Source organism: Agromyces bracchium, from assembly GCF_009709675.1.
Classification (GTDB): domain Bacteria; phylum Actinomycetota; class Actinomycetes; order Actinomycetales; family Microbacteriaceae; genus Agromyces; species Agromyces bracchium.
In genome coordinates this window covers 12,776-36,230 of record NZ_WMLB01000037.1, presented here as the reverse complement: position 1 = coordinate 36,230, position 23,455 = coordinate 12,776, and the positions used below count along the sequence as shown (strand labels likewise).

Sequence of the window (23,455 nt, the reverse complement as noted above, 5' to 3'; positions counted from 1 at the left end):
GTCGCGATGACGGGGACCCGCCGTGATCAGGCCTCGCTCGAGACGAGGAACTTCATGCCCTTGCCGCTGCGGAGGGTGTGGATCGTCTCCTCGACCGCGTCGAAGCCGATCTCGTCGACCCAGCCGGTGGTGTCGTAGAGGCCGTCGGCCATCGCCGCGATGACGGCGTCGAAGTCCTCGGGCAGGTAGCCGAGCGCGCCGACGACCTCCGTCTCGCCCATGACGAGCTGGGTCGGGAAGAAGTCCATCGTCTTCTCGTGGATCGCGACGACGACGAGCCGGCCGAGCGGCGCGAGGTTGGCGAGGGCGGATGCCACGGCGACGCCGACGCCGGCCGCGTCGAACGCGACGTCCACGCCGTCGCCGTTCGTGAGCTCGGCGACCCGGGCGCCGAGATCCTCGCTCGACGGGTCGACCACGGTCGCGCCGAGCGCCTCGATGGCCGCCCGCCGGACGGGGCTCGGCTCGGAGACGATGACGTTCTCGACACCGTGGCCCTTGAGAGCGAACCACACGCCGATGCCGATCGGGCCTGCACCGGCGATGAGCGCGGTAGCGCCGGCCTTCGCGCCGCTCTTCTCGACGGCGTGCCACGCGACGGCCATCCGCTCGACGAGCGCGCCGAGGCGGAGGTCGACGGTCTCGGGCAGCACGTGGAGCTTCGACGCGTCGACGGTGGTGAACTCGGCCATGCCGCCGCCGTGCGAGGTCAGTCCGTGGAAGCCGATGGCGCGGCAGGCGTTGTACGCACCCTTGCGGCACGCGGCGCACTGGCCGCAGTAGTAGATCGGCCAGACGGCGGCACGGTCGCCGACCTTGACGCCCTCGACGCCCTCGCCGAGCTCGACGACGGTGCCGGCGAACTCGTGGCCGATGACCTGCGGCAGCGTGGCGCCGGTCACCGGGTGGGGGTTCTCGAGGTCGAGGCCGGCCTCGGCGGGTGCGTAGTAGACGTGCAGGTCGGATCCGCAGATGCCGGCGTACGCGTTGCGCAGCTTCACCTGGCCCGGGCCCGGGGTGGGCTCCTCGATCTCCTCGACCCGAAGGTCCTCCTTGCCGTGGAAGACGACTGCTCGCATCGTGTGCGACTCCTTGCTCGTGGGGTGTGGCTCGAGGGCGCGACGGCCGCGGTTCGATTCACGCGGTGCGACCACGAGTCGGGTGTCCGTCTTCGGACATCCGCCTTCCACGGTACCACTTATCTGACACCTGTCCGATAATGGACATCAGGAGGCGACATGATCGAGCTGGACCCCCGACAGGCGCGCACGCGCGCCGCCCTGCACCGTTCCGTCCTCGAGACGGTCGAGCGGATGCCGCTGGCCGACGTGTCCGTCGCCGCGATCGCGCGCGCCGCGGGCATCAGCCGCGACACGTTCTACCGGCACGCCTCGAGCGTCGCGGACGTGCTCGCCGGCGCGCTGGGCGAACGTCTCGACGCCACCGTCGCCGAGTTCGCCGCCTTCCAGGGCGGCGCGCGCGAGCGCTTCGAACGCGGCGAGCGCCGGCTCTTCGCGCACGTCGCCGAGCATCGCGCCGTCTACCTGAACGCCATGGCGCCCGGGCTCGCCGAGCCGGTGCGGGCCATGCTCGTCGGCCGGATCGAGCAGGCCCTGGCCGAGTACCTCGACACGCATCCCGAGGTCGCGCCGATCGCCGCCGGCCACCTGTCGCGGGCCGAGCATCACGCGCTCTACGCCGCGTACGGCGCGGCGGGCACGGTCGGCGTCATCGAGCACTGGCTGCGGGCGGGTGCCGCGGGCGACGCCGACGACATCGCCCGCAGCACGCTCGCCGTCTCCGCGCCGTGGTGGTGGGCCGACTGAGTCTCGTCAGGCGCTCGCGCCGGCCGGCTGGCGCAGCCCGACCGCTTCGAGGGCGCGCACGAGCGTGTCGGGCCCGCCGACGTTGCCCGGCACGACGACGTAGAGCACCTCGCGGCCGTCGTGCGCCGTCATCCGCCACGCGGAGACGCCCGGCAGCACCTGGCCGAGCACGACCGCCGAGCGTGCGCCGATGCCCGTGCGCGCGACCTCGGCCGACGTGATGCCACCCTTCGCGACCACGACCGACACGTCGGGCAGCAGGTCGCGCACCGCGGTCGTGAGCGCGGTCATCACGAGCTCGCCGTGGGCGAGCGTGTTGTGCGACGACGAGCGCTGCCGTTCCGTCGTGACGAACGCGAGCGGGCGGTCGGCGAGTCGGTCGCGCGCGGCCGATGCGGCGCGGCGCCCGGCCTCGACGGGGTCGACGAGCGCGGCGTCGGTGTCGATCACGGCCGGCCATCCCCAGTCGGCGACGACGGCGTCGAGCTGCGCGGTCGCGCCCGCGGTGTGCGAGCCGCACGCGAGGAGCACCGCGCCGCCTGCACCCTCGAGCGGCGTCGGGAGCAGACCGTCGCTCGCCACCCCGGCGAGCGCCGCGGCGAGCGGCGAGGCCGAGCGGACGACGACGCTCGTGCCGCCGCGGGTCGCGGCATCCGTCGCCTCGGCGATCAGGCGGATGTCGTCGTCGGTCACCGCGTCGGGGACCACGACGCTGCCCGCCGGGGCCGCAGCGAGCACCCTGGCGAGGCCGCCGACGCGGACCTCCTCGAGGTGCACCGGGATCGCGAGCCGCGAGGACTTCTCGGCGACGTAGTCGACGAGCACGCCCGTGCCGAAGCCGAACACGGGGTCGTCGGCGTACTCGCTCTCGTGCGCGGGCACGTCTTCGCCGGCCACGCGCACGTAGTGGACGCAGTCGCGCGTCGTGCGGCCGCCGTCGGGGAACGCGGGCACGAAGAGCATGACCGCGTCGTCGGCGAGGAACACGCCGGTCTCGGCGAAGACGTGCCCGCGGAGCGTCGAGTCGCCGCGCAGCACGAAGCGCACCTCGACGCCGAGCCGGGCCGCGACGGCGAGCGCGTCGTCCCGGATCCGGCGCGCGAGCGCGACCGCTTCCTCCTCGGGCAGCGCCCGGCTGTTGGTCTGCACGTACACCGCGTCGGCCCCGGCGAGCGCGGCCTCGAGCGAGTCCGCGAGCACCGCGGCATCCGTGTCGAGCAGCACCGTCACGCCGGTGGCGGACTGCGTGCCCGTGGGGTCGTCGTCGAGGACGATGGTCTTCATGGTTCCTCCGATGGGGATGCGGGAACGGGCCGACGGGGCGGGCGCGACGGTGCGCGCCCGCCCCGCGGCATCCGGTCAGGACTTCGCGATGATCGCGTCGACCTCTGCGCGCTGTGCGCGGCCCCAGGTCTCCCTGGTCAGCAGCGTGCCGATGAGGCCGAGCACGCCGCACGCCATGTAGACGATCGCGACGCCGCCCCAGCCGAGGGGCACCGCGACCGCGGTCGCGATGAACGGAATGAAGCCCGAGATCGCCGCCGAGAACTGGTAGCCGATCGACGCGCCCGACGAGCGGGTATTCGTGTTGAACAGCTCGGAGAACCAGGCGCCCTGCGTGCCGGCGAGCGAGTCGTGGATGATCGCCATCGCGACGACGTACACGAACACGATCACGTACGGCAGGCCGGTGTTCACGAGGAGGAACATCGGGAACGCGAACGCGATGAGCAGGATCGTGCCGAAGAAGTACACCGGGCGACGCCCGATGCGGTCGGAGAGCGAGCCGAACAGGATCGTGGTGAACAGGCCGAGGGCCGCGGCCACGATGAGGCCCGTGAGCGCGGTCGCGCGGTCGGTGATGGGCTCGTCGCCGCTCGTGAGGTACGAGAGCATGTAGGTCACGATGACGTAGAAGCCGCCCGACTCCGCCAGGCGGAGGGCGATGACGCGAAGGATGGTGCGCCAGTCGTTGCGGAAGACCTCGCGCAGCGGGTTCTTCACGACGAGGCCCTGGGTCTTGGTGTCCTCGAACTCGGGGCTCTCGGAGACCTTCGCGCGGATGATGAGGCCCGCGATGATGAGCACCGCCGAGAGCAGGAACGGCAGGCGCCAGGCGAGTTCGCTGTCGAGCGTCGACGACCAGAGGAACACGAGGTTCGCGAGCAGCAGGCCGAGCGGCACGCCCGCCTGCGGGATCGCGGTGTATCGCCCGCGCTGCTTCCACGGCGCGTGCTCGAAGGTCATCAGGATCGCGCCGCCCCACTCGGCGCCGAATGCGATGCCCTGGATGACGCGGATCAGCGTGAGGAGGATGGGCGCGAGCAGGCCCACCTGCGCGTAGGTCGGCAGCACGCCGATGAGCACGGTCGAGATGCCCATGAGGAGCAGGGCGCCGACGAGCACGGGCTTGCGGCCGATCTTGTCGCCGAGGTAGCCGCCGATGAGCCCGCCGAGCGGGCGCATGGCGAAGCCGATGCCGAAGGTGCCGAAGCCGAGCAGGATGCCGACGACGGGATCCTCCGAGTGGAAGAACACCTCGTTGAAGTAGAGCGCCGCGGCGGTGCCGTAGGCGAGGAAGTCGTAGTTCTCGATCGTCGTGCCGACGGCGCTGCCGATCGCGGTGCGCAGCTTGTCGGGCGAGCCGTGTCGGGCCCGCTCGTTCGGTCGGAGCGTGGTGCTGGTCATCGTCGTCATGGTCGGTCCATATCTCCCTTGATAGTGAAGCCGGTGGCCTCATTCCGTTCCGGGAGCTGGACCGGCGCTCAGGCCGGCGCGGGACTCCCGTCGCGGGGATTGATCTTGTAGAAGTCGGTGATGTGCGCTCGCACGGCGGCGGCGGCGCCGGGCCCGTCGCGATCGATGATCCGCTGGAGGATCTCGCGGTGCTCGGCTCGGACGGTCTTCGCGGTCTCGCGCCAGTCGTCGAGTTCGGCGTACATCTCCACCATCTGGCGGTGGATCGCGGTACGCAGCGAGCTCATGAAGTGGGCGGTCAGTGCGTTCCCGGTCGACTCCGCGATCCGGACGTGGAACGCGGCGTCGAGGCGGTTGAACTCGGAGGAGTCGATGGACGTGTCGTCCATGCGGTCGAGGATCGCCTCGAGTTCGGCGTGGTCGTCGTCATCGGCTCGGTAGGCGGCCTCCTCGACGCTCCAGGTCTCGAGGATGAGCCGCGTCTCGAGGACGTCCTCCCAGCTGAAGTGCGCGAGCGCGATCTGCAGCTTGAGGAGGTTGACCATCCCGTCGCCGGGGCTCTGCACGAGCATCGCCCCTCCGTCGGGACCGCCGCCCACCCTGATGTCCACCAGGCCGAGCGCCTCGAGCACCCGCATCGCCTCGCGGAGGGAGGGCCGGGAGACCCCGAGCGACTGGGAGAGCTCCCGTTCGCTCGGCAGTCGGTCGCCCGCCTTCAGCCGTCCGTCGAGGATGCGCTGCTCGATCTGCGACATGACCTGCTCGTAGGTCCGGATGCGCTGGACCGGCTCCCATCCGTCGCTCGCCGTGACCACGTGGATGCCCTCCCGTTCGCCGGCCGAGGCGGCCGGTCGTGACGTCGTGTCCGTCCATCGTAGCCTCCGAGGTCTGACCGTCTGACGGTGGTTCAGGCCACCGCGGCGGCGGCCGCGGTGCTGGCGGCACCGGTCGCGGCGGCGTGCTCGGCACGGAACTCGGCCTCGAGCTCGCGGCGGATCTGCACCGCGAACTGGGCCTCGTCGAGCACCACGTCGTCCCACGAGACGATCTGGTCCTTGGGCACGTCGCGGATGAGCTTCGCGCCGTGCGCGAGGCCGAGCGGCAGCGCGCTGCGCTCGAGCGAGACGTGCGCGGGGGCGAGCTTGCCGAACACGGTGTAGCCGCCCTCGCCGTCGAGCGTGTCGCCCGCACGGAGGTCGCGCTTGGCGGTCGTGACGACGTCACCGCGGAACCCGGTGGGGGCGCCGGTGGCCTCGCCGCGGACGACGGCCGACGCGATCGAGACCCCGAGCTCGAGGCCGATCATGTGGTACGGCCGGTAGAGCGAGCCGTAGCGGCCGGTCGCGTCGGTGTGCACGCCGTACTCGGCGAAGCACTGCACGGCGTAGTCGGTGACGGCCTCGAACGTGACGTACACGCCCCAGCGCAGGTTGTCGGGCACCTCGGTGCCGTCGCGGTACATGCTCGAGGCGATCTCGACCGTGCCGCGGCGGGTGAGCGAGCCGCCGAGCGAGCGCTCGCGGAACACGGTGGGCAGGTCGTCCTTGCTCGCGGCCGGGAAGAGCAGGCCCTCGTCCTGGGGCAGCAGGCCCGTGCCGTTCGCGACGGCGGCCATCTCGATGGCCGACTTGGTGCCGTCGAGGAACGAGTTGAACATCTTGGGGTTGTAGTCGCCCGACGCGAGCTGCTCGTCGGTGAAGCCGTAGTAGTTCCACACCGTGTCGGGCGTGGAGTAGTTGTACTCGGGTAGGTACTTCGTGCCCTTGCCGGCCGCGACGACGTCGAAGCCGACCGTGCGGCACCAGTCGACGAGCTCGCAGATGAGCGCGGGCTGGTCGCCGTAGGCCATCGAGTACACGACCCCGGCGGCCTGGGCGCGGCGCTGCAGGATCGGCCCGACCATGCAGTCGGCCTCGACGTTGACCATGATCACGTGCTTGCCGTGGTCGATCGCGGTGACCGCGTGGTACGTGCCGACGAGCGGGTTGCCCGTGATCTCGAGCACGACCTCGACCGACGGGTGGGTGATCAGGGCCGTCGAATCGTCGATGACGGCGGTGCCGCCGGTGCGAACGGCTTCGTCGACGGATGCCGCGGCGTAGCGCTCGGCCGGCCAGCCGGTGCGCGCCAGCGCGTCCTTCGCCTTCGGCACGTTGATGTCGGCGACGCCGACCACGTGGATGTTCTCGGCGCCGACGGCCTGCGTCAGGAACATCGACGAGAACTTGCCGGCGCCGATGACGCCGACTCGGATCGGCCCCGCCTCGGCGGTGCGCTGCTGCATGAGCGAGAACAGGTTCACGGACCCTACCCCTTTGTATCGATCGCTCCGGCCGGTCGGTCGGAAGGTAGAACATTAGATGGTCTGACCATCTGAGCGATGACAGTACGCAGGGTCGAGCGCGATGTCAAGTCCGACGGCCCACGAGGCCGATGGGCGAGTGATCGCGCCGCCGGGTGCGCCCGCGCGTCTCAGCGCCCGATCAGCTCGTTGAACCAGCCCGGGCCCGCGACCTGCACCCCGTCGCCGAGACGCGCACGCAGGCCGCGGTCGGCCGTGACGACGAGCACGCGCTCCCCCGCCTCGGCCAGACGAGCCGCTTCCTCGACGATCGCGGTGTCGCCGTCTGCCGGCGCCGGCAGGAGGTCGATGCCGTCGGGCGCCGACGCCGCCTTCGCCGCACCCTCGACCACGGCGACCAGCCGCGAGATCGCCACGGTCGGCCGGTCAGCGCCGTCGGGCGCCTCGACCGCGCGACCGACGAGCGCCGGCATCCGCTCGAGCAGTCTCGTCGCGGCGCCGGCGCGGTCGCGCCACCATCCGTCGGGCCGTGAACCCATCACGTTGGCGACGTCGACGATGACGACGACGGGCGGGGCGGATGACTCGGGCTCGCCGCCCGGCCCCGCGCCCGTCACTCGGTCTCCCCCGCCTTCAGCGGCAGGATCTCGCCGCCGGTCTGGCAGTCGGGGCAGTACTGCGCGGTCGTGCTCGCGAACGTGAAGTCGCGGATCTCGCCGCCGCACTCACCCGGGCAGGGCTCACCCGCGCGCCCGTGCACCTGCATCGCCTCGACCTTCGCCGCCTTCAGGCGGTCGATCGGGATGCCGCGGCGCGCTTCGATCGCGTCGCGGATCGTGCCCACCGTCGCCTCGAACAGGCGCGCGAGCTCGTCGTCGGCGAGCGTCGCCGCGTGCACGACGGGCGAGAGCCGGGCCGCGAAGAGGATCTCGTCGGAGTACGCGTTGCCGATCCCGGCGAGCGACTCCTGCTCCTGGAGGATCGCCTTGAGCTGCTTGCGTCGCCCGGCGACCGCTCGGTCGAACTCGGCGCGCGTGAAGGCCGGATCGGCCGGGTCGGGTCCGTGCTTGGCGACCGCGGCGACCTCGTTCGCCTCGTCGACCACCCAGCACCCGAGCGACACCCAACCACCGGCATCCGTCAGCTCGAGCACGACGCCGTCGTCGAACTCGAGGGCGGCGAGGGTGGGCGGCGGCGGCTCTGCGGCTTCGCCGGCGTCGGCATGGGCTGCGGCATCGGCCGCGTCGGCGGCACCGCCCGCGGCATCCGTCTCGCCGGCGCCCCAGCGCGCCCACCCGTGGCGCCCGAGCGAGACGACGAGCAACTCGGAGCCGTCGAGCTCGACCGCGAACAGCTTGCCGTGGCGGGTGACGGCGAGCACACGTTCGCCGACGAGCGTCGTCAGCGGTCGGCTGCGCGTCTTGGTGACACGGAACTCGACCACGTCGACGGCCGCGACGGTTCGCCCGCGCAGCGTCGTCTCGAGTTCGTCGACGAGGGCCTGGACCTCCGGGGATTCCGGCATACCGTCAGCCTCGCACGACCCGCGGACGCTGCCAACGGTCTTCGGTCACCCGGTCTTGCGCCAAGCTGTACGAAGAGTCAGAATGCTGTACATGCGTACAGTCTCGGTCGCCGACGGCGACCTCACCGCCCGCGCGCGCATCGTCGCCGCGGCCCTCGATCGCTTCGCCGCCCACGGGTACGACGCGGCGACCATGCGCGACATCGCCGCGCACGCCGGGGTCAGCACCGCCCTCGTCACGCACCACTTCGGCACCAAGCGGGCGCTCCGCGAGGAGTGCGACGCGCGCGTCGCGCGGTTCATCGCCGAGAAGCAGGATGCGGCGGCGGCATCGGACGTGCTCGGCGAGGTGCTCGGCACGTACGGGCCCTACCTCGCGCGCATGCTCGGCGACGGCGGCGCGGCATCCGATGCCCTCTTCGCCCGACTGGTCGCGGTCGCGCGCGCATCGATCGACGACGGGTCGGCGAGCGGATGGCTCCGCGCCTCCCGCGATCCGGACGCGCAGGCCGCCGCACTGGTCCTCCTCGGCGTCGCGCCGTTCCTGCTGCTCGACCGGCTGGCGGCCTGGGCGGGCGGCGACCCCGAGGCCGCGCTCGCGCGCCTGGCCGTCCCGCTCGCGGAGCTGTACTCCGACGGGCTCGTCAGCGACGACCGGCTGCTCACGGCGACCGGCCTCGTTCCGGAGGAGGCACGATGAAGCTGCTGCTCGTCACCGCGGGCTCGCGCGGCGATGTGGAACCGTTCGCCGCGCTCGCGCGTCGCGCCGCGGCGGCCGGCCACGAGGTGCGCCTCGCCGTCCCCGACCGCTCCGGCGTCGACACGACCGGGCTCGACGTGCGGAGCCTCGAGGTCGACTTCTCGGCGCTGATCGAGTCGCAGGGCGTCTCGCCGATGGCCGCGATGCGCAACCTGCACGACGTCGTGCGGCCGGTGATGCGCGGCGTCATCGTCAACGCCGTGCATGCGGCGCTCGAGTTCCGGCCCGATGTCATCGCCTGGCATCCGAAGGTCCTCTCGGCCCCGCTCGTCGCCGACGCGCTCGGCATCCCGCACGCGCTCGTCGAGATGGTGCCCGCCATGACGCCGACGCGCGAGTTCCCTGCGGCGGGCACCGTCGCGCGCAGCCTCGGCCCGGTGAACCGGCTCACCTACCGCGCGGCCGCGGCGGCCGGTGCCATGTTCCGGCGCGAGGTCGACGAGGCGGCCGAGGTGGCGGGCGTACCGCGCACCCGCCGGACGTCGCCGCCCGCGGCGACGCTGATGCCGATCAGCCCGGCGATCCTGCCGCGCCCGGCCGACTGGCCCGATTCGGTCGCGCTCACGGGGGCGTGGCGTGCGCCGGTGACGGATGCCGCGGTGCCGGATGCCTCGGCATCCGCCCTCGACCCCGCCCTCGCCGCCTTCCTCGATGGCGGGCCCTTCGCCTACGCCGGCTTCGGCTCGATGGCCGCGGGCGACCCCGACGCGCGCGGACGCGCGCTCGTCGCGGCGGCGCGGGCCCGCGGCATCCGCCTGCTCGTCGCGACCGGCCTCGGCGGCATCGCGGTGCCCGACGACGTGCGTGGCGACGACGTGTTCGTGACGCGCTCGGTCGATCACGCGGCCGTGCTGCCCCGCGCGGTCGCGGCGATCCACCACGGCGGCATCGGCACCGTGCAGGCCGCGACCGCAGCGGGCACCGTGTCGATCATCGTGCCGTTCATCGCCGACCAGCCGTTCTGGGGGGCCACCCTCCACCGGCGCCGGCTCGCGCCGGCCGCGATCCCGCAGCGGAAGCTCACCGCCGAGCGCCTCGCCGAGGCGTTGGCGGCCGCACCGGCGTTCCAGTCCGCGGTGGATGCCGCGGCCGCCCGGATGGCCGACGAGGACGGCGCAGGCGAGGCGCTCGGCGTTCTCGAAGGGCTCGCCGCCCGGCCGAGGAAGCCGGCGCTGCGGCATCCGTGACCCGGTCGGAGGCCCCCGACGCCCAACCCCGGCGATTGTGCCGAGCGCCGCACGGGAGGATCCTGAACCCATGAACGACCGCGAGGAATTCCTGATCTGGATCAACAACGCGCTCGTCCGGGCCGAGCGCGCCCTGTTCGACGGCGACGCGGGCCCACGGCGCTCGACGTGGTCGGCCTCCGACGACGTGAGCGTGCTCGGTGCATGGCGCAACGCGGTCGGCCGCTCGGAGCTGCTGGACGCGTTCGACAGCGTCGCCGCGAGCTTCGCGACCTGCACCGACTACGCCTTCGAGATCATCTCGTTCGACGTCGCGGGCGACATGGCGTACACCGTCGGGTACGAGCGCATCTCGGCGACGAAGGACGGCTCGCCGAGCAGCTTCACCGTGCGCTCGACGCAGGTGTACCGCCGCGAGGACGGCGAGTGGAAGGTCGTGCACCGGCACGCCGACACGATGTAGCGGCGGCGCGCCGGGCGGCGCTCGCCCCGCGCCTATCGGGTCATCGTCACCTTGCTGAGGCCGGCGGGCCGGTCGGGGTCCATGCCCCGGCGGCTCGACAGTTCCGCCGCGAGCACCTGCAGCGGCAGCACCTCGAGCATCGGGACGAGCTCGTCCGGCACGCCGGCCGCCGTGTCGATCGACGTCGAATCCGCGACGGCGGCCGGTCCGATCTCGAGGATCCGGGCGCCGCGGGCCATCGCGGCGGCGGCGAACTCCACGACCGATTCCCGGCCGGCGGCGGTGCCGGTGAGCGCGATGACGAGCGTGCCGTCGTCGACCTGGCCGAGCGGACCGTGCGCGGCATCCGCGGCACTCCATCCCGATGCCGCGATCCCCGAGGTCTCCATGAGCTTCAGCGCGCCCTCCTTCGCCGTGGCCATCGAGTAGGCGCGTCCGACGAGCATCACGCGATCGACGGCGGCGAACTCCTCCGCGATCGGCGGGAGCTCGGATGCGAGCCGTACGAGCACGCGCTCCGCACGGGTCGCGAGCCCGTCGATCTCGTGCGCGAGGCCCGCGAGCCCCTCGCCCGCGACGGCCCGCACGAGCGTGTGCACCGCGAGCAGTTCGGCCGTGTAGCTCTTGGTCGCCGCCACAGAGCGCTCGGGCCCGGCAGCGAGGTCGAGGTGCACGTCGGCCAGTCGCGCGAGGCCGCTCGCGACGTCGTTCGTGATCGAGACCAGCGGGAGCCCCGCGCCGCGGAGCGCGACGGCGGTGGCGACGAGGTCGGGAGAACGCCCAGACTGGGAGATCGCGACCTGCACGCCCGCGGGGTACTCGGGCGTCGCGCCGAGCACGCTGTGCAAGCTCGGCGTGGTGAGGAGCGCGGGGCGCCCCAGTACCTGCTGCACGAGGTACTGGCCGTAGACGGCGGCGTGGTCGCTCGAGCCGCGCGCCACGAACGCCACGAGCTCGGGCGCCGCGGCCCGGAACGCGTCGACGGCCGCCTGCCAGGCCGGCCGCTGCGACGGGATCAACTCGCGCCACCGGGCGGGCTGCTCGGCGATCTCGGCGCGCATGAGCGCGCCTGGTGCCAAGGGCTCGTCGGGCGCGACGGGCGCGGCGGGAGCGACGGACGCGGCCAGCGCGTCCGTCGCGCCCGGCGCCATGACCCCGCCGCTCACGAGCTCAGCCCCGTGATCATCGACACGAGCTCGTTGTGGCTCGTCTCCGCGACCCGTCGCGTGCCCACCTGCCGCCCGCGGCGGAGCACGGTCACCCGGTCGGCGATGCGGAACACCTGCTCCATGTTGTGGCTCACGACGAGCACTGCGGCGCCGCGGGCCTTGAGCTTCAGGATGAGCTCCTCGACCTTCGCGGTCTCGGCGACGCCGAGTGCGGCGGTCGGCTCGTCCATCAGGACGAGACGGCTCGCCCAGTGCGTGGCGCGCGCGATCGCGATCGCCTGTCGCTGGCCGCCGGAGAGGTCGCTCAGCGTCGCCTTCGCCGTCGGGATGCGCACGTCGAGGTCGTCGACGAGCTGCTGGGTCTGCCGAGCCATCTCGGCGCGGTCGAGCAGCCCGAAGGGCTTCCGCCGGAGTTCCCGCCCGAGGAACAGGTTCATGTAGACGGGCTGCAGGTCGACGAGCGCGAGGTCCTGGTAGACGACCTCGACGCCGTTCGATCGGGCGTCCGAGGCATCCCGGAACGCCACGCGCTCGCCCGCGAGCCGGATCTCGCCGTCGGTGGGCTGGTGCACGCCCGAGATGATCTTCACGAGCGTCGACTTGCCCGCGCCGTTGTCGCCGACGAGCGCGACCACCTCGCCCGACTCGACCTCGAGGTCGAACCGCTCGATGGCGACGATGCCGCCGAAGTGCTTGCTGATGCCCGAGAGGCTGAGCGGGTTCATCGAGCGTCCTCCGTTCCCTGGATGGCGTCCGCGATGGTGAGCGGCTTCGAACCGTCGGCCGACCAGAGCCCCGCGAGGCGCGGCTCGCCCGAGTCGAGGCCGCGGATGCCCGCGGTGAGCGCGCGCGTCACGAACACCTGCGGCCGGAAGCCGAACACGACCGTGTCGCCCGGGCGCGCCGCGCCCTGCGGCACGGGGATGGTCGCGTAGTAGTCGATCGCCTGGGGTGCGGGCATCTCGACGGGGCGTGCGGTGACGGATGCCGCGGCGTCGTCGGGTCCGATGATGAGCGCGTCGGTCGCCGCCGACCCCAGCACCGGGTCGACGTAGAGGCCCCCGCCGAACACGTACGCCCGGTCGTTCCAGAGATGCGACACCTCGGAGACGTACGCGATGGCCGGCTCCTCCTCGAGGTCGCGGACGGCGTGCAGCGGGGTCGTGCCGGTGAGGCCGTGGCCGGGCTCGACCTGCGTGGCCCCCGCCTCGGCGAGCCGCTCGAGTGCGGCGGTCGAGGTCGTGCCGGGCGCGTTCAGTTCGACGTCGCGGAAGCCGGCCTCCTCGAGGGCGCGCTTGGCGCGGGTCAGCGTCGCGAGGTTCGGGGTCGACACGATGTCGCCCGCCGCCTGGTCGAACAGCGTGGCCGGGAAGTTCGTGACGCCCGCGAACCGCACCCCGGGGAGGGCGTCGACTCGTCGCGCCGCCTCGACCACGGAGGCCGCGTCGAATCCGCCCTCGTGGCCCGCGTAGAACCGGTCGCCCTCGCCGACGATCCGCAGCAGCACGCCCTGCACGTACCCGGCGGCGGATGCCGCGGCGCCCGCCTCGCGGGCCTTCTCCTCCGAGAACACGGTCCAGTAGCGGGGCCGCAGGGCCGCGGCCTCGCGCGCCCGGTGCCTCGGGATCTGGACGAGGTGCCCGACATGGCCCGACGCGAGGCCGCCGGCGGCGGCCGCGACGGCGCACTCGAGGTCGACGCCCACCGAATGCGTGATGCCGCCTGCGCGGATGGCACGCGACGCGTCGGGGTTGCGACCGATCTGCTTGGTCATCGCGAAGGCGGTGAGCCCGAGCCGGGATGCCTCGGCCGCGACGACCCCGGTATTGCGCTCGACGGCGTCGAGGTCGATGACGTACGTGTTCGGCGGCAGCTCGCCCGAGCGGTGCAGAGCGACGGCGGCGTCGATGAGCCGCGGGTTGCGGCGGCGCAGCAGGGACAGGAACACGACTCAGCTCCCCTTCTTGCCGCGGAGCGACAACGAGACGGCGATCAGGATGATGACGCCGCGCACGATCTCCTGCTGCGCGACGGTGAGGCCCGCAAGGAGCAGGCCGTAGTTGATCATGCTCATGAACAGGCTGCCGACCACGGCCCCGATCATCGATGCCCGGCCGCCGGTGAGGGCGGTGCCGCCGACGATGACCGCGGCGAGCACGCTCATGAGGTCGGTCGTGCCGAGCGTGTAGGTCGCGCCCGCGAGTCGCCCGGCGTAGAGCAGTCCGGCGAGCGCGGCCGTCATGCCGCTCAGCATGAACACGGCGATGCGCACCCGGGTGACCTTGATGCCCGAGACGCGGGCCGCCGAGGCGTTGTTGCCGACGGCGAGCACGTGCGCGCCGAATCGGCGCTGGCGGAGGACGTGCCATCCGATCGCCGCGGCGACCGCCGACCACCAGATCAGGATCGGGACGCCGAGGAGCGTGCCGCCGCCGAAGATCCAGCCGAAGGCCTCGTCGGTGACGGGGACGGACTGGAGGTTCGTGATCTGCTGCGCGAGCCCGGCCACGAGTCCCATCGTCGCGAGCGTGACGAGGAACGAGGGCAACCGGACGAGCGTCACGAACACACCGTTGACGAGGCCGACCACGGCGCCGACCGCGAGCCCGGCGAGCGCGGCGATCCACCACGCCCCGGCGACCTGGAGCGTGACGGCGGCCGTGAGGGCGGCGAGCGCGACGGTCGAGCCGATCGAGAGGTCGATCTCGCCGAGGCTCAGCACGAACACCGTGCCGACGGCCATGATCGTGATCGGCGTCGCCTGCGTGACGATGTTCACGAGCGTCGTGCCGCTGAGGAAGTTCGCGCCCTGGGTGGCCGCGAAGTAGAGGAACACCACGACGAAGCCGACGTAGACGACGTAGTTGCGCCAGGACCGGACGACGAGGTGCACCCCCTTCTCGGCGGGCGCCTTGGTCGGGGCGATGGTCATGCGTGGACTCCTTCGTGGGTGCGGCCGGCAGCCGCTCTGGCGAGGTGCAGCGCTCCGAGCACGGGCGCTGCGCCGCCCAGCTCGCTGATCGTGACGGGGAGGTCGGGGCGACCGAGGCGGGCGAGCCAGTCGCGTATGGGCGCGAGGAGCTCGGGGCGCGAGCCGATCCCGCCGCCGAGGACGAACCGGCCGGGATCGACGATCGCGTCGACGGCGGCGATGGCGTGGGCGACCCACTTCGCCTCCTCGTCGAGCGACGCGATCGCGCGGGCGTCGCCGCGCGCGGCGAGGTCGAACACGTCTCGGGCGGATGCCTCGGGGCCGAGGCGTGCGGCGAAGGCGTCGCCCGCGACGACCTCCTCGAGCGGTCCGCGCCGGTGGGCGGCGGGGTCGAGCGGGTCGCCGCCGAAGGGCAGGTACCCGATCTCTCCCGCGGCGTTGCCGGCCCCGCGCACGAGCGAGCGGTCGAGCACGACGCCCATCCCGATCCCGGTGCCGATCGAGACGAAGGCGAAGTCGTCGTGCCGGGCGCCGACGCCTGCGGCGAGCTCGCCGAGCGCGGCGACGTTGGCGTCGTTCTCGAGCGCGACCGTGCAGCCGAGCGCGAGCCGCAGTTCGTCGGCGAGGCTGAACGACGTGAGGTCGCCGAGGTTCGGTGCGTGCTCGAACCCGCCGTGCGCGTCGACGGGGACGCCGGCGCCGCCGATGCCGATCGCGTGCACCGCGTCGATCGGCGACGAGACCGCGGCGCAGAGCTCGTGCACGAGCCCGACGACCTGGGTCACGAGGGCCCGCCCGCCGCCGGCGGCCGTGGCCTGCTCGACCTCGGCGAGCGGGCGGCCCGGCGCCGCGCCGCCGCCCGAGTCGTCGAGGGCGGCGATGCCCGCGCGCACCTTGGTGCCGCCGAGGTCGATGCCGACCACGAACGCACGTCCGACGACGTCGAGCTCACCCGCGCCCCTCACGCGCCCACCTCCAGCAGGCGCGCGGGCGTGCGCGCCGTCATCTGCTCGATCGCATCCTCAGGCACCCCGCTCGCCGCGAGCGCCGGCAGGAAGCGCTCGGCGAGGTACGCGTAGCCGAGCTGTCCGTGCGTGCCCGGGTTCATCCACACCTCCGCGCCCGTGAGGTCCTGCGCGAGCAGGATGCGCTCGGCGTACCCGTCGGCGACGAGCTCGGCGACGAACGCGACCCGGCCCTCGTCGGAGCGGGCGAACGACCGCTTCGGGAACTCCCCGTCGGGCCGGTCGGGCGCGGGTTCGAGGAAGAAGTCCCAGACCTCCTTGCCGATGGTGTCGACGGCGATGAGCGCGCCCCGGTCGAGGATGCTCCTCGCGAGGTCGACGCTGAGCTGCGTGTCGAGGTGGCCGATCACGACGCGATCGAGGTCGGCGCCCTCCGAGACGAGCAGGTCGACCTGCTCGTGCGACATGGTGCCGTGCGTGGTGTGCGTCATGATCGCGAGTCCCGTCTCCCGGTGGGCGCGTGCGACCGCGCGCAGCACCCGATCCTCGAACGGGGTGATCTCGCCGAGGCTCGTGGCCTGCTCGCCGAAGACCCCGGCGCGGATGCCGCTGTCGCCGATGCCGTCGACGGCGTCGGCGATGAACCGGTCCGTGAGCTCGTCGATCGTGGCCTCCCGCGCCCAGGCGGGCGCGTAGGCCTCGAGGTACAGCGCGGTGCCGGTGACGATGTGCAGGCCGCTGCGCTCGGAGATCTCCGCGAGCATCGCGATCTCCGCGCCATCCGGGTCGCGCCCGACCACGCCGTACGGCGAGAGGTCGACGACGGTGCCGAAGCCCCTCGCGGCGAGTCCGGCGAGCGCGCCCACCGCGAGGTCGATGCGGTCGTCGCGGGTGCCCGCGGTGAGCCACGGCCCCGGCGTCAGCGAGAGCAGGTGCTCGTGCGGCATGACCCGCCCGAGCTCAGATGACGGCGCGGGGCCGCGCACGGTCATGACCTCAGCCATCCGATGTCCTTTCGTTCGTTCCGGCGCTCGGCCGGTGCGGGAGGGGCCGCGAAGCGGGCCGGGCCCCTCCCCCGATGATCAACCGCCGGTGACGCTCGCGGGCGGCTCGACGCCGTAGTCGGCCTGCCAGCCCTCGACGAGGTTCTCGGCGGTGACCTTGGTCGGGTCGGATGCCACGAGCTCGGGCGCGTCCTTGTCGAGCACGCCGTACGCTCCAGCCCGGGCGAGCCCGGCGCCGATGTCGAGCGAGCCGTTGCCGACCATGCCGGCGACGTTGGTGCCCGTGACCATCGCGGCGGCGACGGTCGTGTCGAGGTCGTTGGTGACGACCTGGATGTCGGTGCGCCCGGAGGCGCGGATGGCGGCGAGCACCCCCTGGGCCGCGGTGGCCCACGAGACGTAGATGCCCTTCAGGTTCGGGTTCTTGGCGATCATGGCCGCGGCGGCGGCCTGCGTCGCGGTCTCGTCGGCGAAGCCCTGCTCCTCGACGACCGTGATGTCGGGGTACTCGTAGGCGAGCCAGTCGGTGAACGACTGATCGCGCTGGTTGGTGAACCAGAAGTTGGCGTTGAACGTGAGGACGCCGACCTCGCCCTCGCCGCCGAGCGCGTCGCCCAGGATCTCGGCGTTCGCACGGCCGGCCTTCGCGAGGTCCTCGGTGACGATCGAGACGAACTCGTCGCCCGCGGCGTACCCCTCGGGAGGAGTGGTCATGATGACGAGCTTCGCGCCCGCGTCGAGGATCGGCTGGAACGACTTCGCCGCGGACGTCGGGTCGACCGCGATGGCGACGACGATGTCGGGATCGAGCGCCATGACCGTCTGGACGTTGTTCGCCTGCGTGCCCGCGTCGAAGTTCGCTTGCGTGCTGGCGACGACCTCGATGCCGAGCTCCTCGAACTCGGCGCGGGCGCCCTCCTCGACGGCGGCGACGAAGTCGCCGGAGGTGTGCCACACGAACGCGGCGGTGTAGTCGCCGGCCTCGACCTCGGCGAGCTCGTCGTCGGTGAGCTCGAGTTCGGCGAGCGCGCCGGGAACCTCGCCGTTGGGGCCCTCGAACTCGAGGCTGGGCTCGGCGGCGGCCGCGCTCGGCTCGGCCGGAGCGGCGGCGGTGCCCTGGGCGGCGCAGCCGCTCAGCATGAGGGCGGATGCGACGGCGCCGACGAGCGAGACCCGGAGGACTCGCGTGGGGGCGAACGGTGATCGTGCCATGGTGTGGGACCTTCCTGTGCGGGACGTGACCTGGGTGCGACGACCGGCCGGCCTGGTGCATGTCGACGGCGAGCGTGCATGGTCATTTTGATTTCACTCAGCAATCAAAGTCAAGAAGATTCTGGAAGATCTGCACGGATGCCGCGTCTGGACGCGCGCGACGGCATCCGTCTGCCATGATTTACGCTCAGACTGAACTGAAATCGGAGAGATCGATGGTCAACGACACGCGGCAGCTGAACCGGATGGCGGTGCTCACCGAGCTCCTGCGCATCAGGCCGGCGAGCAGGAAGCAGCTGGCCGCGGCATCCGGCATCTCCGCCGCGACGGTCACGCGCGCGGTCGAGCAGCTCATCGCCGAGGGCGTCGTGGTCGAGGCATCCGAGCTGGTGTCGGTGCAGCGGGGCCGCCGGGCGGTGCTGCTCGACGTCGTCGCCGATCGCGCATTCGTCGTGGGCATCGACCTCGGCGCCTCGAACACGCGTATGCTCCTCGCCGACCTCGTCGGCACGCCGATCGCACGGCGAGAGCTCGTGACCCCGGTCGAGGCGGATGCCGCCCACCTCGCCGAGTGGCTCGCCTCGGCGGCCCGCGAGATCGCGGGCGAGCGCTGGCAGCGGGTCGCGGGCCTCCGACTCGGTCTGCCCGGCGCGGTCGGCCGCGACGGATCGACGATCTCGAACGCGCCGAACCTCCCCCAGGTCGAGGCGTCCGGATTCCTCGAACTCGTCCGCGCCGCCGCGGATCGCCCGGTCGGAGCCGACAACGACGCGAACCTCGCCCTGCTCGGCGAGCAGCACTTCGGCGCCGCGCGCGCAGCGCCCACGGCGGTCATGGTCACGATCGGCGCCGGCCTCGGTGCCGGGATCGCGATCGACGGGCGGATCCTCCGCGGGGCGCGGGGCGTCGTCGGCGAGTTCGGGCAGCTGCCCGCGGGTCCGCTCGGCACGCGACTCGAGCTCATGGTCACGGGCCCCGGCATCATGCGGCTCGCCGCCGAGGCGGGCGTGCGGCTCGATTCACCCGCCGACCTGTTCGCGACGGATGCCTCGGAGCCGGTGCGCGCGCTGCGCGCCCACTTCGACCAGGCGATGCTCATCGTGCTCACCGCGGCCACCGTCTCGTGCGAGCCCGAGGTGATCGTGCTCGGCGGCGGCATCGCGAAGTCGCTCGCCCGCGACCTCGGCCGCTACGAGACCGTGCTCGAGCACCACCTCGGCGCCGCGCCGCGCCTCCTCGCCTCCGAACTCGGCGACTTCGCCGGCGCGACGGGCGCGGTCGTGGCCGCCCTCCACGAGGTGTACCGCGGCATGGGCATCGACGAGCGCGCCTTCGGCGACCTGCCCGTCGCCACCGCCGACGAGCCCGAGCCCGAGCCCGCCGACCGGCCTCGGTGACGACAGTCCCTGCGGGTGTCGGCCGTCCCGCACCCGCACGGACTGTCGCGCCACCTGAAGCGTCGTCCCGTACCGATGGGCCCTTCGGCCCGTGCCGCTGAGTCCCGGGCACCGCTAGCCTCGCGCCATGACTGCTGCCACCACCCCGCAGACCGATCGCTGGAACGTCTTCGCGATCATCGCCTTCGTGACCGTGTGGTTCACGGTCATCCTCGGGCTGATCTTCGGCCACATCGCGCTCTCGCAGATCAGGAAGTCGGGCGAGAAGGGCCGCGGGCTCGCCCTCGCCGCCGTGATCATCGGATGGATCGCCGTCGTGCTCGGCGCACTGACCGCGATGTTCTTCCTGATCTTCGGCGGGCTGGCGATCTCGGCCAACACGTAGCCGCGGCGCGCCCTTCCCGCTCCCCTACTGCCTGGCCAGCGCCGCCCGCAGCTCGGCCTCGTGGTCGACGATGTGCTCGCCCGACACGTCGTACACGACCCGGTGGATCGTGCCGGTGAACGGGAACGGCGCGGCATAGGCATCCGTCAGCGGCGCCCCGGCGTCGAGCCCCACCGACACGCCCGCGGCGAGCCCGAGCATGATCGGGATGGTGACCGGCAGCTCGCCGCCGCCGATCGCCTCGCCGTCGACGAACAGCGTCACGGTGCCCGGCGTGCCCTTGCCCTCGCGGATGCTCGGTTCGCCCGTCGGCGCGAACTCCATGCTCAGGATGTGCCGGCCGGACGGCACGTCGGTGTCGCTCGTGATGTGGAAGTACTCGGCCGCGACGTAGTTGTACGTGTAGACGAGCCGCCCGCCCTGCAGGTACAGGCTGTAGCCGCCGTCGACGCCGCCCTGGCTGACGAGCACGCCCTCGGCCCCGCCATCCGGGATCTCGACCAGCGCGTTGATGGTGTGCGGGCGGTTCACCAGCCGCGGTGCGGCGCTGCCCGCGACCTCCGAGGTGTGCGGGAAGTACACGTACCGCGAGCGGTCCTTCGCGATGACCGGCCGCTGCTCGGCGAAGCGCTGCTGGCCCCGCCCGTCGATCGGCAGCACGTTGTACTTGCCGGCCTCGACGTACCAGAGCGAGATGAGCTCGACGAGCTTGTCGGGGTACTGCGCGGCGAGGTCGTGGTTCTCGGCGAAGTCCTCCGCGACGTGGTACAGCTCCCACGCGTCCGCGTCGAGCTCACGCAGCACGTCGGCCGTGATCGGGTCGCCGAACGCGCGCCCCGACTCGGAGAACGAGGTTCCGGGCCAGGGGCACACGGCGCGCCATCCGTCGTGGTAGATCGAACGGTGGCCGAGCATCTCGAAGTACTGCGTCGTGCGCGATGAGGGGGCGGATGCCTCGACGAGCGCGTCCTTGAAGCTGACGCCCTCGATCGGCGACTGGGTGACGCCGCGGATCGACGCGGGCGGCTCGATGCCGAGCAGGTCGAGCACGGTCGGCACCATGTCGATGGCGTGCGCGTACTGGGTGCGGATCTCGCCGCGCGCGGGAATGCGGTTCGTCCACTGCACCATGAACGGGTCGCTGATGCCGCCGCGATAGGTCTCGCGCTTCCAGCGCCGGAACGGGGTGTTGCCGGCCCAGGTCCAGCCCCACGGGTAGTGGTTGAAGTACTTCGGCCCACCGAGCTCGTCGATCGCGGCGAGGTTCTGCTCGAGCGAGTCGGGCACGAAGTTGAAGAACTTGTTCTCGTTGATCGACCCGGTCGGCCCGCCCTCCGAGCTCGCGCCGTTGTCGGAGATGAGCATGATGAGCGTGTCGTCGAGCACGCCGAGCTCCTCGAGGAAGGCCAGCAGCCGGCCGATCTGGTGGTCGGTGTGCTCGAGGAAGCCCGCGAACACCTCCATCATGCGCGCGTAGAGGCGCCGCTCGTCGTCGGAGAGCGAGTCCCATTGCTGCACGTCGGGGTCGTGCCGCGAGAGCTCGGCGCCCTCCGGCACGAGGCCGAGCTGCTTCTGGCGGGCGAACGCGCGTTCGCGGTAGACGTCCCAGCCCTCGTCGAACACGCCCGCGTAGCGGTCGGTCCACTCCTTCGGCGCGTGGTGCGGCGCGTGCATCGCGCCGGGGGCGAAGTAGGTGAAGAACGGCTTGGTCGGCGCGACCTGCTTCGCGTCGGCGATGAACGCGATCGCCCGGTCGACGAGGTCCTCGGTGAGGTGGTACCCCTCCTCCGGGGTCTTCGGCGGCTCGACGCGGTGGTTGTCGTAGACCAGTTCGGGGTAGTACTGGTGCGTGTCGCCACCGAGGAACCCGTAGTACCGCTCGAAGCCGCGACCGAGCGGCCACCGGTCGTACGGCCCGGCCGCGGTCGTCTGGTCGGTCGGCGTCACGTGCCACTTGCCCACCGCGAAGGTGTTGTAGCCCTCGCCCTTCAGGATCTCGGCGATGAAGCCGTTCTCGAACGGCACGTTGCCGTCGTAGCCCGGGAACCCCGTCGAGGCCTCGGTGATCGCCGCCATGTGGTTCGAGTGGTGGTTGCGACCGGTCAGAATGCACGTGCGCGTCGGCGAGCACAGCGCGGTCGTGTGCATGTTCGCGAAGCGGATGCCGCCCGCCGCGATGCGGTCGATGTTCGGCGTGCGGATCGGGCTGCCGTAGCATCCGAGCTGCCCGTAGCCCATGTCGTCGATGACGATGAACAGCACGTTCGGCGCGCCCTCGGCGGCGCGCAGCGGCTCCGGCCACGCCGGCGACGACTCGTCGACCGTGCGCCCGATCACGCCGGGGAACGTGGTTCCCGGTCGGTACTCGTGCAGCTGCGGTTCCTCGGACATGGTCTCCCCCAGACTCGGCCGTGCCGCGGCGGCGCGGCCCCCGTGGAACCTAACAAGGGGTCGCCGGAGCCCGCGGGCCTTCGGTCCCTTGTGCAGGTGACGCTGTAGCGGTTTCGAGTGCCCGGGGACCGCGACGCGAAAACAGGATCAGGCACGTCATCCAGTCGATACGGCACCCAAGCGGCAGCTCATCCTGCGAACTCGACGCGGCCCCGGGGCCGGGCTTTCCCCGGCCGCGATGCGAAAACAGGATGAGACGCGTCATCCGGTCGATACGGCGCCCATGCGGCCGCTCATCCTGCGAACGCGACGCGGCCCGGGGTCGGGCTTTTCCCGGCTGCGATGCGAAAACAGGATGAGGCGCGTCATCCGGTCGATCCGGCACCCAAGCTGCAGCTCGTCCTGCGAACTCGACACGGCCCCGGGGCCGGCTGTGCGGGCCCGTACGCTGGCGGGTGAGCGAGAGGATGCCGCATGGCGGGACACGATCGACACGAGCACGAGCACGAGCGCGGGAACGAGCACGGGCACTCCGACGCCGACGGCCCCGAGATGTTCGAGCCGCCCGCATGGGACGAGGCGTACTCGGGCGACGAGGCCCGGTGGAGCGGCAACCCGAACGCGCAGCTCGTCGCCGAGGCATCCGCCCTGACCCCCGGCACCGCGCTCGACGTCGGCTGTGGCGAGGGTGGCGACGTGATCTGGCTGGCGCAGCGCGGATGGCGCGTGACCGGCGCCGACTTCTCGGCGAACGGGCTCGCCCGCGCGGCCGAGCACGCCGAGGCGGCGGGCGTCGCCGACCGCACCGACTGGTGGCAGGTGGATGCCAGGACGTTCGCCCCCGACGGCCGGTCGTTCGATCTCGTGACGACGCACTTCCTGCATCCGCCGGATCACGGCATGGTCCACGTCGTCCGCCGCCTGGCCGGCGCGGTCGCGCCCGGCGGACACCTGCTGGTGGTCGGGCACGCGCCATCCGCTGCCTTCGCGCACCTGTCGGCGAGTCACCGCGACGCGATGTTCCTCGCCGCCGACCTGCTGCCCGGGCTGCCCGACGACTTCGAGGTGCTCGTGGTCGAGCAGCGCCCGCGCACGACGGTCCGCGACGGCGAGACCATGGAGGTGCACGACTCGACGCTCCTCGCGCGCCGCCTGCCCTGACCCGCCGCGCGGGCCCGGCCGTCGCCGGGCGCGGCGTGAGGTCCGTGGGCCGGCGCGACTCCCGGGAACTGGCGACCCG

Annotated in this window: 22 protein-coding genes; 7 read left to right on the top strand and 15 right to left on the bottom strand. The window is 72.4% G+C overall.

What is annotated here, in order from left to right:
- Positions 1-26: 26 nt before the first annotated feature.
- Positions 27-1,079, bottom strand: a complete 1,053-nt coding sequence (locus tag GJ743_RS15965) for a 2,3-butanediol dehydrogenase (protein ID WP_155052897.1) — start codon at positions 1,077-1,079, stop codon at positions 27-29.
- A 159-nt stretch (positions 1,080-1,238) separates the two neighbouring features.
- Between GJ743_RS15965 and GJ743_RS15960 the strand changes: the two genes are divergently transcribed.
- Complete coding sequence (locus GJ743_RS15960) at positions 1,239-1,826, top strand: TetR/AcrR family transcriptional regulator (RefSeq protein ID WP_155052896.1); 588 nt, start codon at positions 1,239-1,241, stop codon at positions 1,824-1,826.
- Positions 1,827-1,832: 6 nt separating this feature from the next.
- Here the strand turns inward: GJ743_RS15960 and GJ743_RS15955 are convergent, their stop codons facing one another.
- The 6 genes from GJ743_RS15955 to GJ743_RS15930 all read right to left on the bottom strand — a co-directional run bounded on the left by GJ743_RS15955 (position 1,833) and on the right by GJ743_RS15930 (position 8,350).
- A complete protein-coding gene (locus GJ743_RS15955; protein ID WP_155052895.1) occupies positions 1,833-3,110 on the bottom strand; it encodes a four-carbon acid sugar kinase family protein in 1,278 nt (425 codons plus the stop codon).
- A 75-nt stretch (positions 3,111-3,185) separates the two neighbouring features.
- The gene (locus GJ743_RS15950; protein ID WP_155052894.1) at positions 3,186-4,514 is read right to left on the bottom strand and encodes an MFS transporter; all 1,329 of its coding nucleotides are present in this window, start codon (positions 4,512-4,514) and stop codon (positions 3,186-3,188) included.
- Between the two features lie 77 nt (positions 4,515-4,591).
- On the bottom strand, positions 4,592-5,338 hold the full coding sequence (locus GJ743_RS15945; protein WP_328289273.1) for a FadR/GntR family transcriptional regulator: 747 nt from the start codon (positions 5,336-5,338) through the stop codon (positions 4,592-4,594).
- Positions 5,339-5,430: 92 nt separating this feature from the next.
- Positions 5,431-6,825 (bottom strand): NAD(P)H-dependent oxidoreductase, encoded by a 1,395-nt coding sequence (locus tag GJ743_RS15940; protein WP_328289272.1) that lies wholly within the window; start codon positions 6,823-6,825, stop codon positions 5,431-5,433.
- A gap of 170 nt (positions 6,826-6,995) precedes the next feature.
- Positions 6,996-7,442 carry a hypothetical protein gene (locus GJ743_RS15935; RefSeq protein WP_328289271.1) on the bottom strand — a complete coding sequence of 149 codons (447 nt, stop codon included), beginning with the start codon at positions 7,440-7,442 and terminating at the stop codon, positions 6,996-6,998.
- A complete protein-coding gene (locus GJ743_RS15930; protein ID WP_155052893.1) occupies positions 7,439-8,350 on the bottom strand; it encodes a DNA-formamidopyrimidine glycosylase family protein in 912 nt (303 codons plus the stop codon). Before GJ743_RS15930 ends, GJ743_RS15935 begins: the two co-directional genes overlap by 4 nt.
- A 91-nt stretch (positions 8,351-8,441) precedes the next feature.
- On the opposite strand from GJ743_RS15930, the gene GJ743_RS15925 reads away from it, so the two are divergent.
- From GJ743_RS15925 to GJ743_RS15915, 3 genes are all read left to right on the top strand, one after another.
- Positions 8,442-9,050: a TetR family transcriptional regulator gene (locus GJ743_RS15925; protein ID WP_196217028.1), complete on the top strand. Its 609-nt coding sequence runs from the start codon at positions 8,442-8,444 to the stop codon at positions 9,048-9,050.
- The gene (locus tag GJ743_RS15920; protein ID WP_155052891.1) at positions 9,047-10,297 is read left to right on the top strand and encodes a glycosyltransferase; all 1,251 of its coding nucleotides are present in this window, start codon (positions 9,047-9,049) and stop codon (positions 10,295-10,297) included. Before GJ743_RS15925 ends, GJ743_RS15920 begins: the two co-directional genes overlap by 4 nt.
- Positions 10,298-10,367: 70 nt before the next feature.
- Complete coding sequence (locus GJ743_RS15915) at positions 10,368-10,760, top strand: YybH family protein (protein WP_155052890.1); 393 nt, start codon at positions 10,368-10,370, stop codon at positions 10,758-10,760.
- A 32-nt stretch (positions 10,761-10,792) separates the two neighbouring features.
- Here the strand turns inward: GJ743_RS15915 and GJ743_RS15910 are convergent, their stop codons facing one another.
- The 7 genes from GJ743_RS15910 to GJ743_RS15880 form a co-directional block, all read right to left on the bottom strand.
- Positions 10,793-11,926, bottom strand: coding sequence for an SIS domain-containing protein (locus GJ743_RS15910; RefSeq protein WP_155052889.1), 1,134 nt, complete (start codon positions 11,924-11,926; stop codon positions 10,793-10,795).
- Positions 11,923-12,654 (bottom strand): ATP-binding cassette domain-containing protein, encoded by a 732-nt coding sequence (locus GJ743_RS15905; protein ID WP_155052888.1) that lies wholly within the window; start codon positions 12,652-12,654, stop codon positions 11,923-11,925. Before GJ743_RS15905 ends, GJ743_RS15910 begins: the two co-directional genes overlap by 4 nt.
- The gene (locus GJ743_RS15900) at positions 12,651-13,877 is read right to left on the bottom strand and encodes an alanine racemase (RefSeq protein WP_328289270.1); all 1,227 of its coding nucleotides are present in this window, start codon (positions 13,875-13,877) and stop codon (positions 12,651-12,653) included. The genes GJ743_RS15905 and GJ743_RS15900 overlap by 4 nt, the downstream gene beginning before the upstream one ends.
- Before the next feature lie 3 nt (positions 13,878-13,880).
- Positions 13,881-14,861 (bottom strand): ABC transporter permease, encoded by a 981-nt coding sequence (locus GJ743_RS15895; protein ID WP_155052887.1) that lies wholly within the window; start codon positions 14,859-14,861, stop codon positions 13,881-13,883.
- Entirely contained in the window at positions 14,858-15,826 is a 969-nt protein-coding gene (locus GJ743_RS15890; RefSeq protein WP_328289269.1) for an ROK family protein, read from the bottom strand. Before GJ743_RS15890 ends, GJ743_RS15895 begins: the two co-directional genes overlap by 4 nt.
- Positions 15,823-16,830, bottom strand: a complete 1,008-nt coding sequence (locus GJ743_RS15885) for a phosphotriesterase family protein (protein ID WP_155052886.1) — start codon at positions 16,828-16,830, stop codon at positions 15,823-15,825. The genes GJ743_RS15890 and GJ743_RS15885 overlap by 4 nt, the downstream gene beginning before the upstream one ends.
- Before the next feature lie 78 nt (positions 16,831-16,908).
- Positions 16,909-18,042, bottom strand: coding sequence for a substrate-binding domain-containing protein (locus GJ743_RS15880; RefSeq protein WP_155052885.1), 1,134 nt, complete (start codon positions 18,040-18,042; stop codon positions 16,909-16,911).
- Positions 18,043-18,257: 215 nt separating this feature from the next.
- Here GJ743_RS15880 and GJ743_RS15875 point away from each other — a divergent pair, with 215 nt between their 5' ends.
- Complete coding sequence (locus GJ743_RS15875; protein ID WP_196217027.1) at positions 18,258-19,439, top strand: ROK family transcriptional regulator; 1,182 nt, start codon at positions 18,258-18,260, stop codon at positions 19,437-19,439.
- A gap of 127 nt (positions 19,440-19,566) precedes the next feature.
- Positions 19,567-19,824, top strand: a complete 258-nt coding sequence (locus tag GJ743_RS15870; RefSeq protein WP_155052883.1) for a DUF4190 domain-containing protein — start codon at positions 19,567-19,569, stop codon at positions 19,822-19,824.
- 24 nt (positions 19,825-19,848) lie between these two features.
- Here GJ743_RS15870 and GJ743_RS15865 read toward each other — a convergent pair whose 3' ends face one another.
- On the bottom strand, positions 19,849-22,215 hold the full coding sequence (locus GJ743_RS15865; protein ID WP_155052882.1) for an arylsulfatase: 2,367 nt from the start codon (positions 22,213-22,215) through the stop codon (positions 19,849-19,851).
- Between the two features lie 474 nt (positions 22,216-22,689).
- Here GJ743_RS15865 and GJ743_RS15860 point away from each other — a divergent pair, with 474 nt between their 5' ends.
- Positions 22,690-23,376 carry a class I SAM-dependent methyltransferase gene (locus tag GJ743_RS15860; RefSeq protein ID WP_155052881.1) on the top strand — a complete coding sequence of 229 codons (687 nt, stop codon included), beginning with the start codon at positions 22,690-22,692 and terminating at the stop codon, positions 23,374-23,376.
- Positions 23,377-23,455 lie beyond the last annotated feature (79 nt).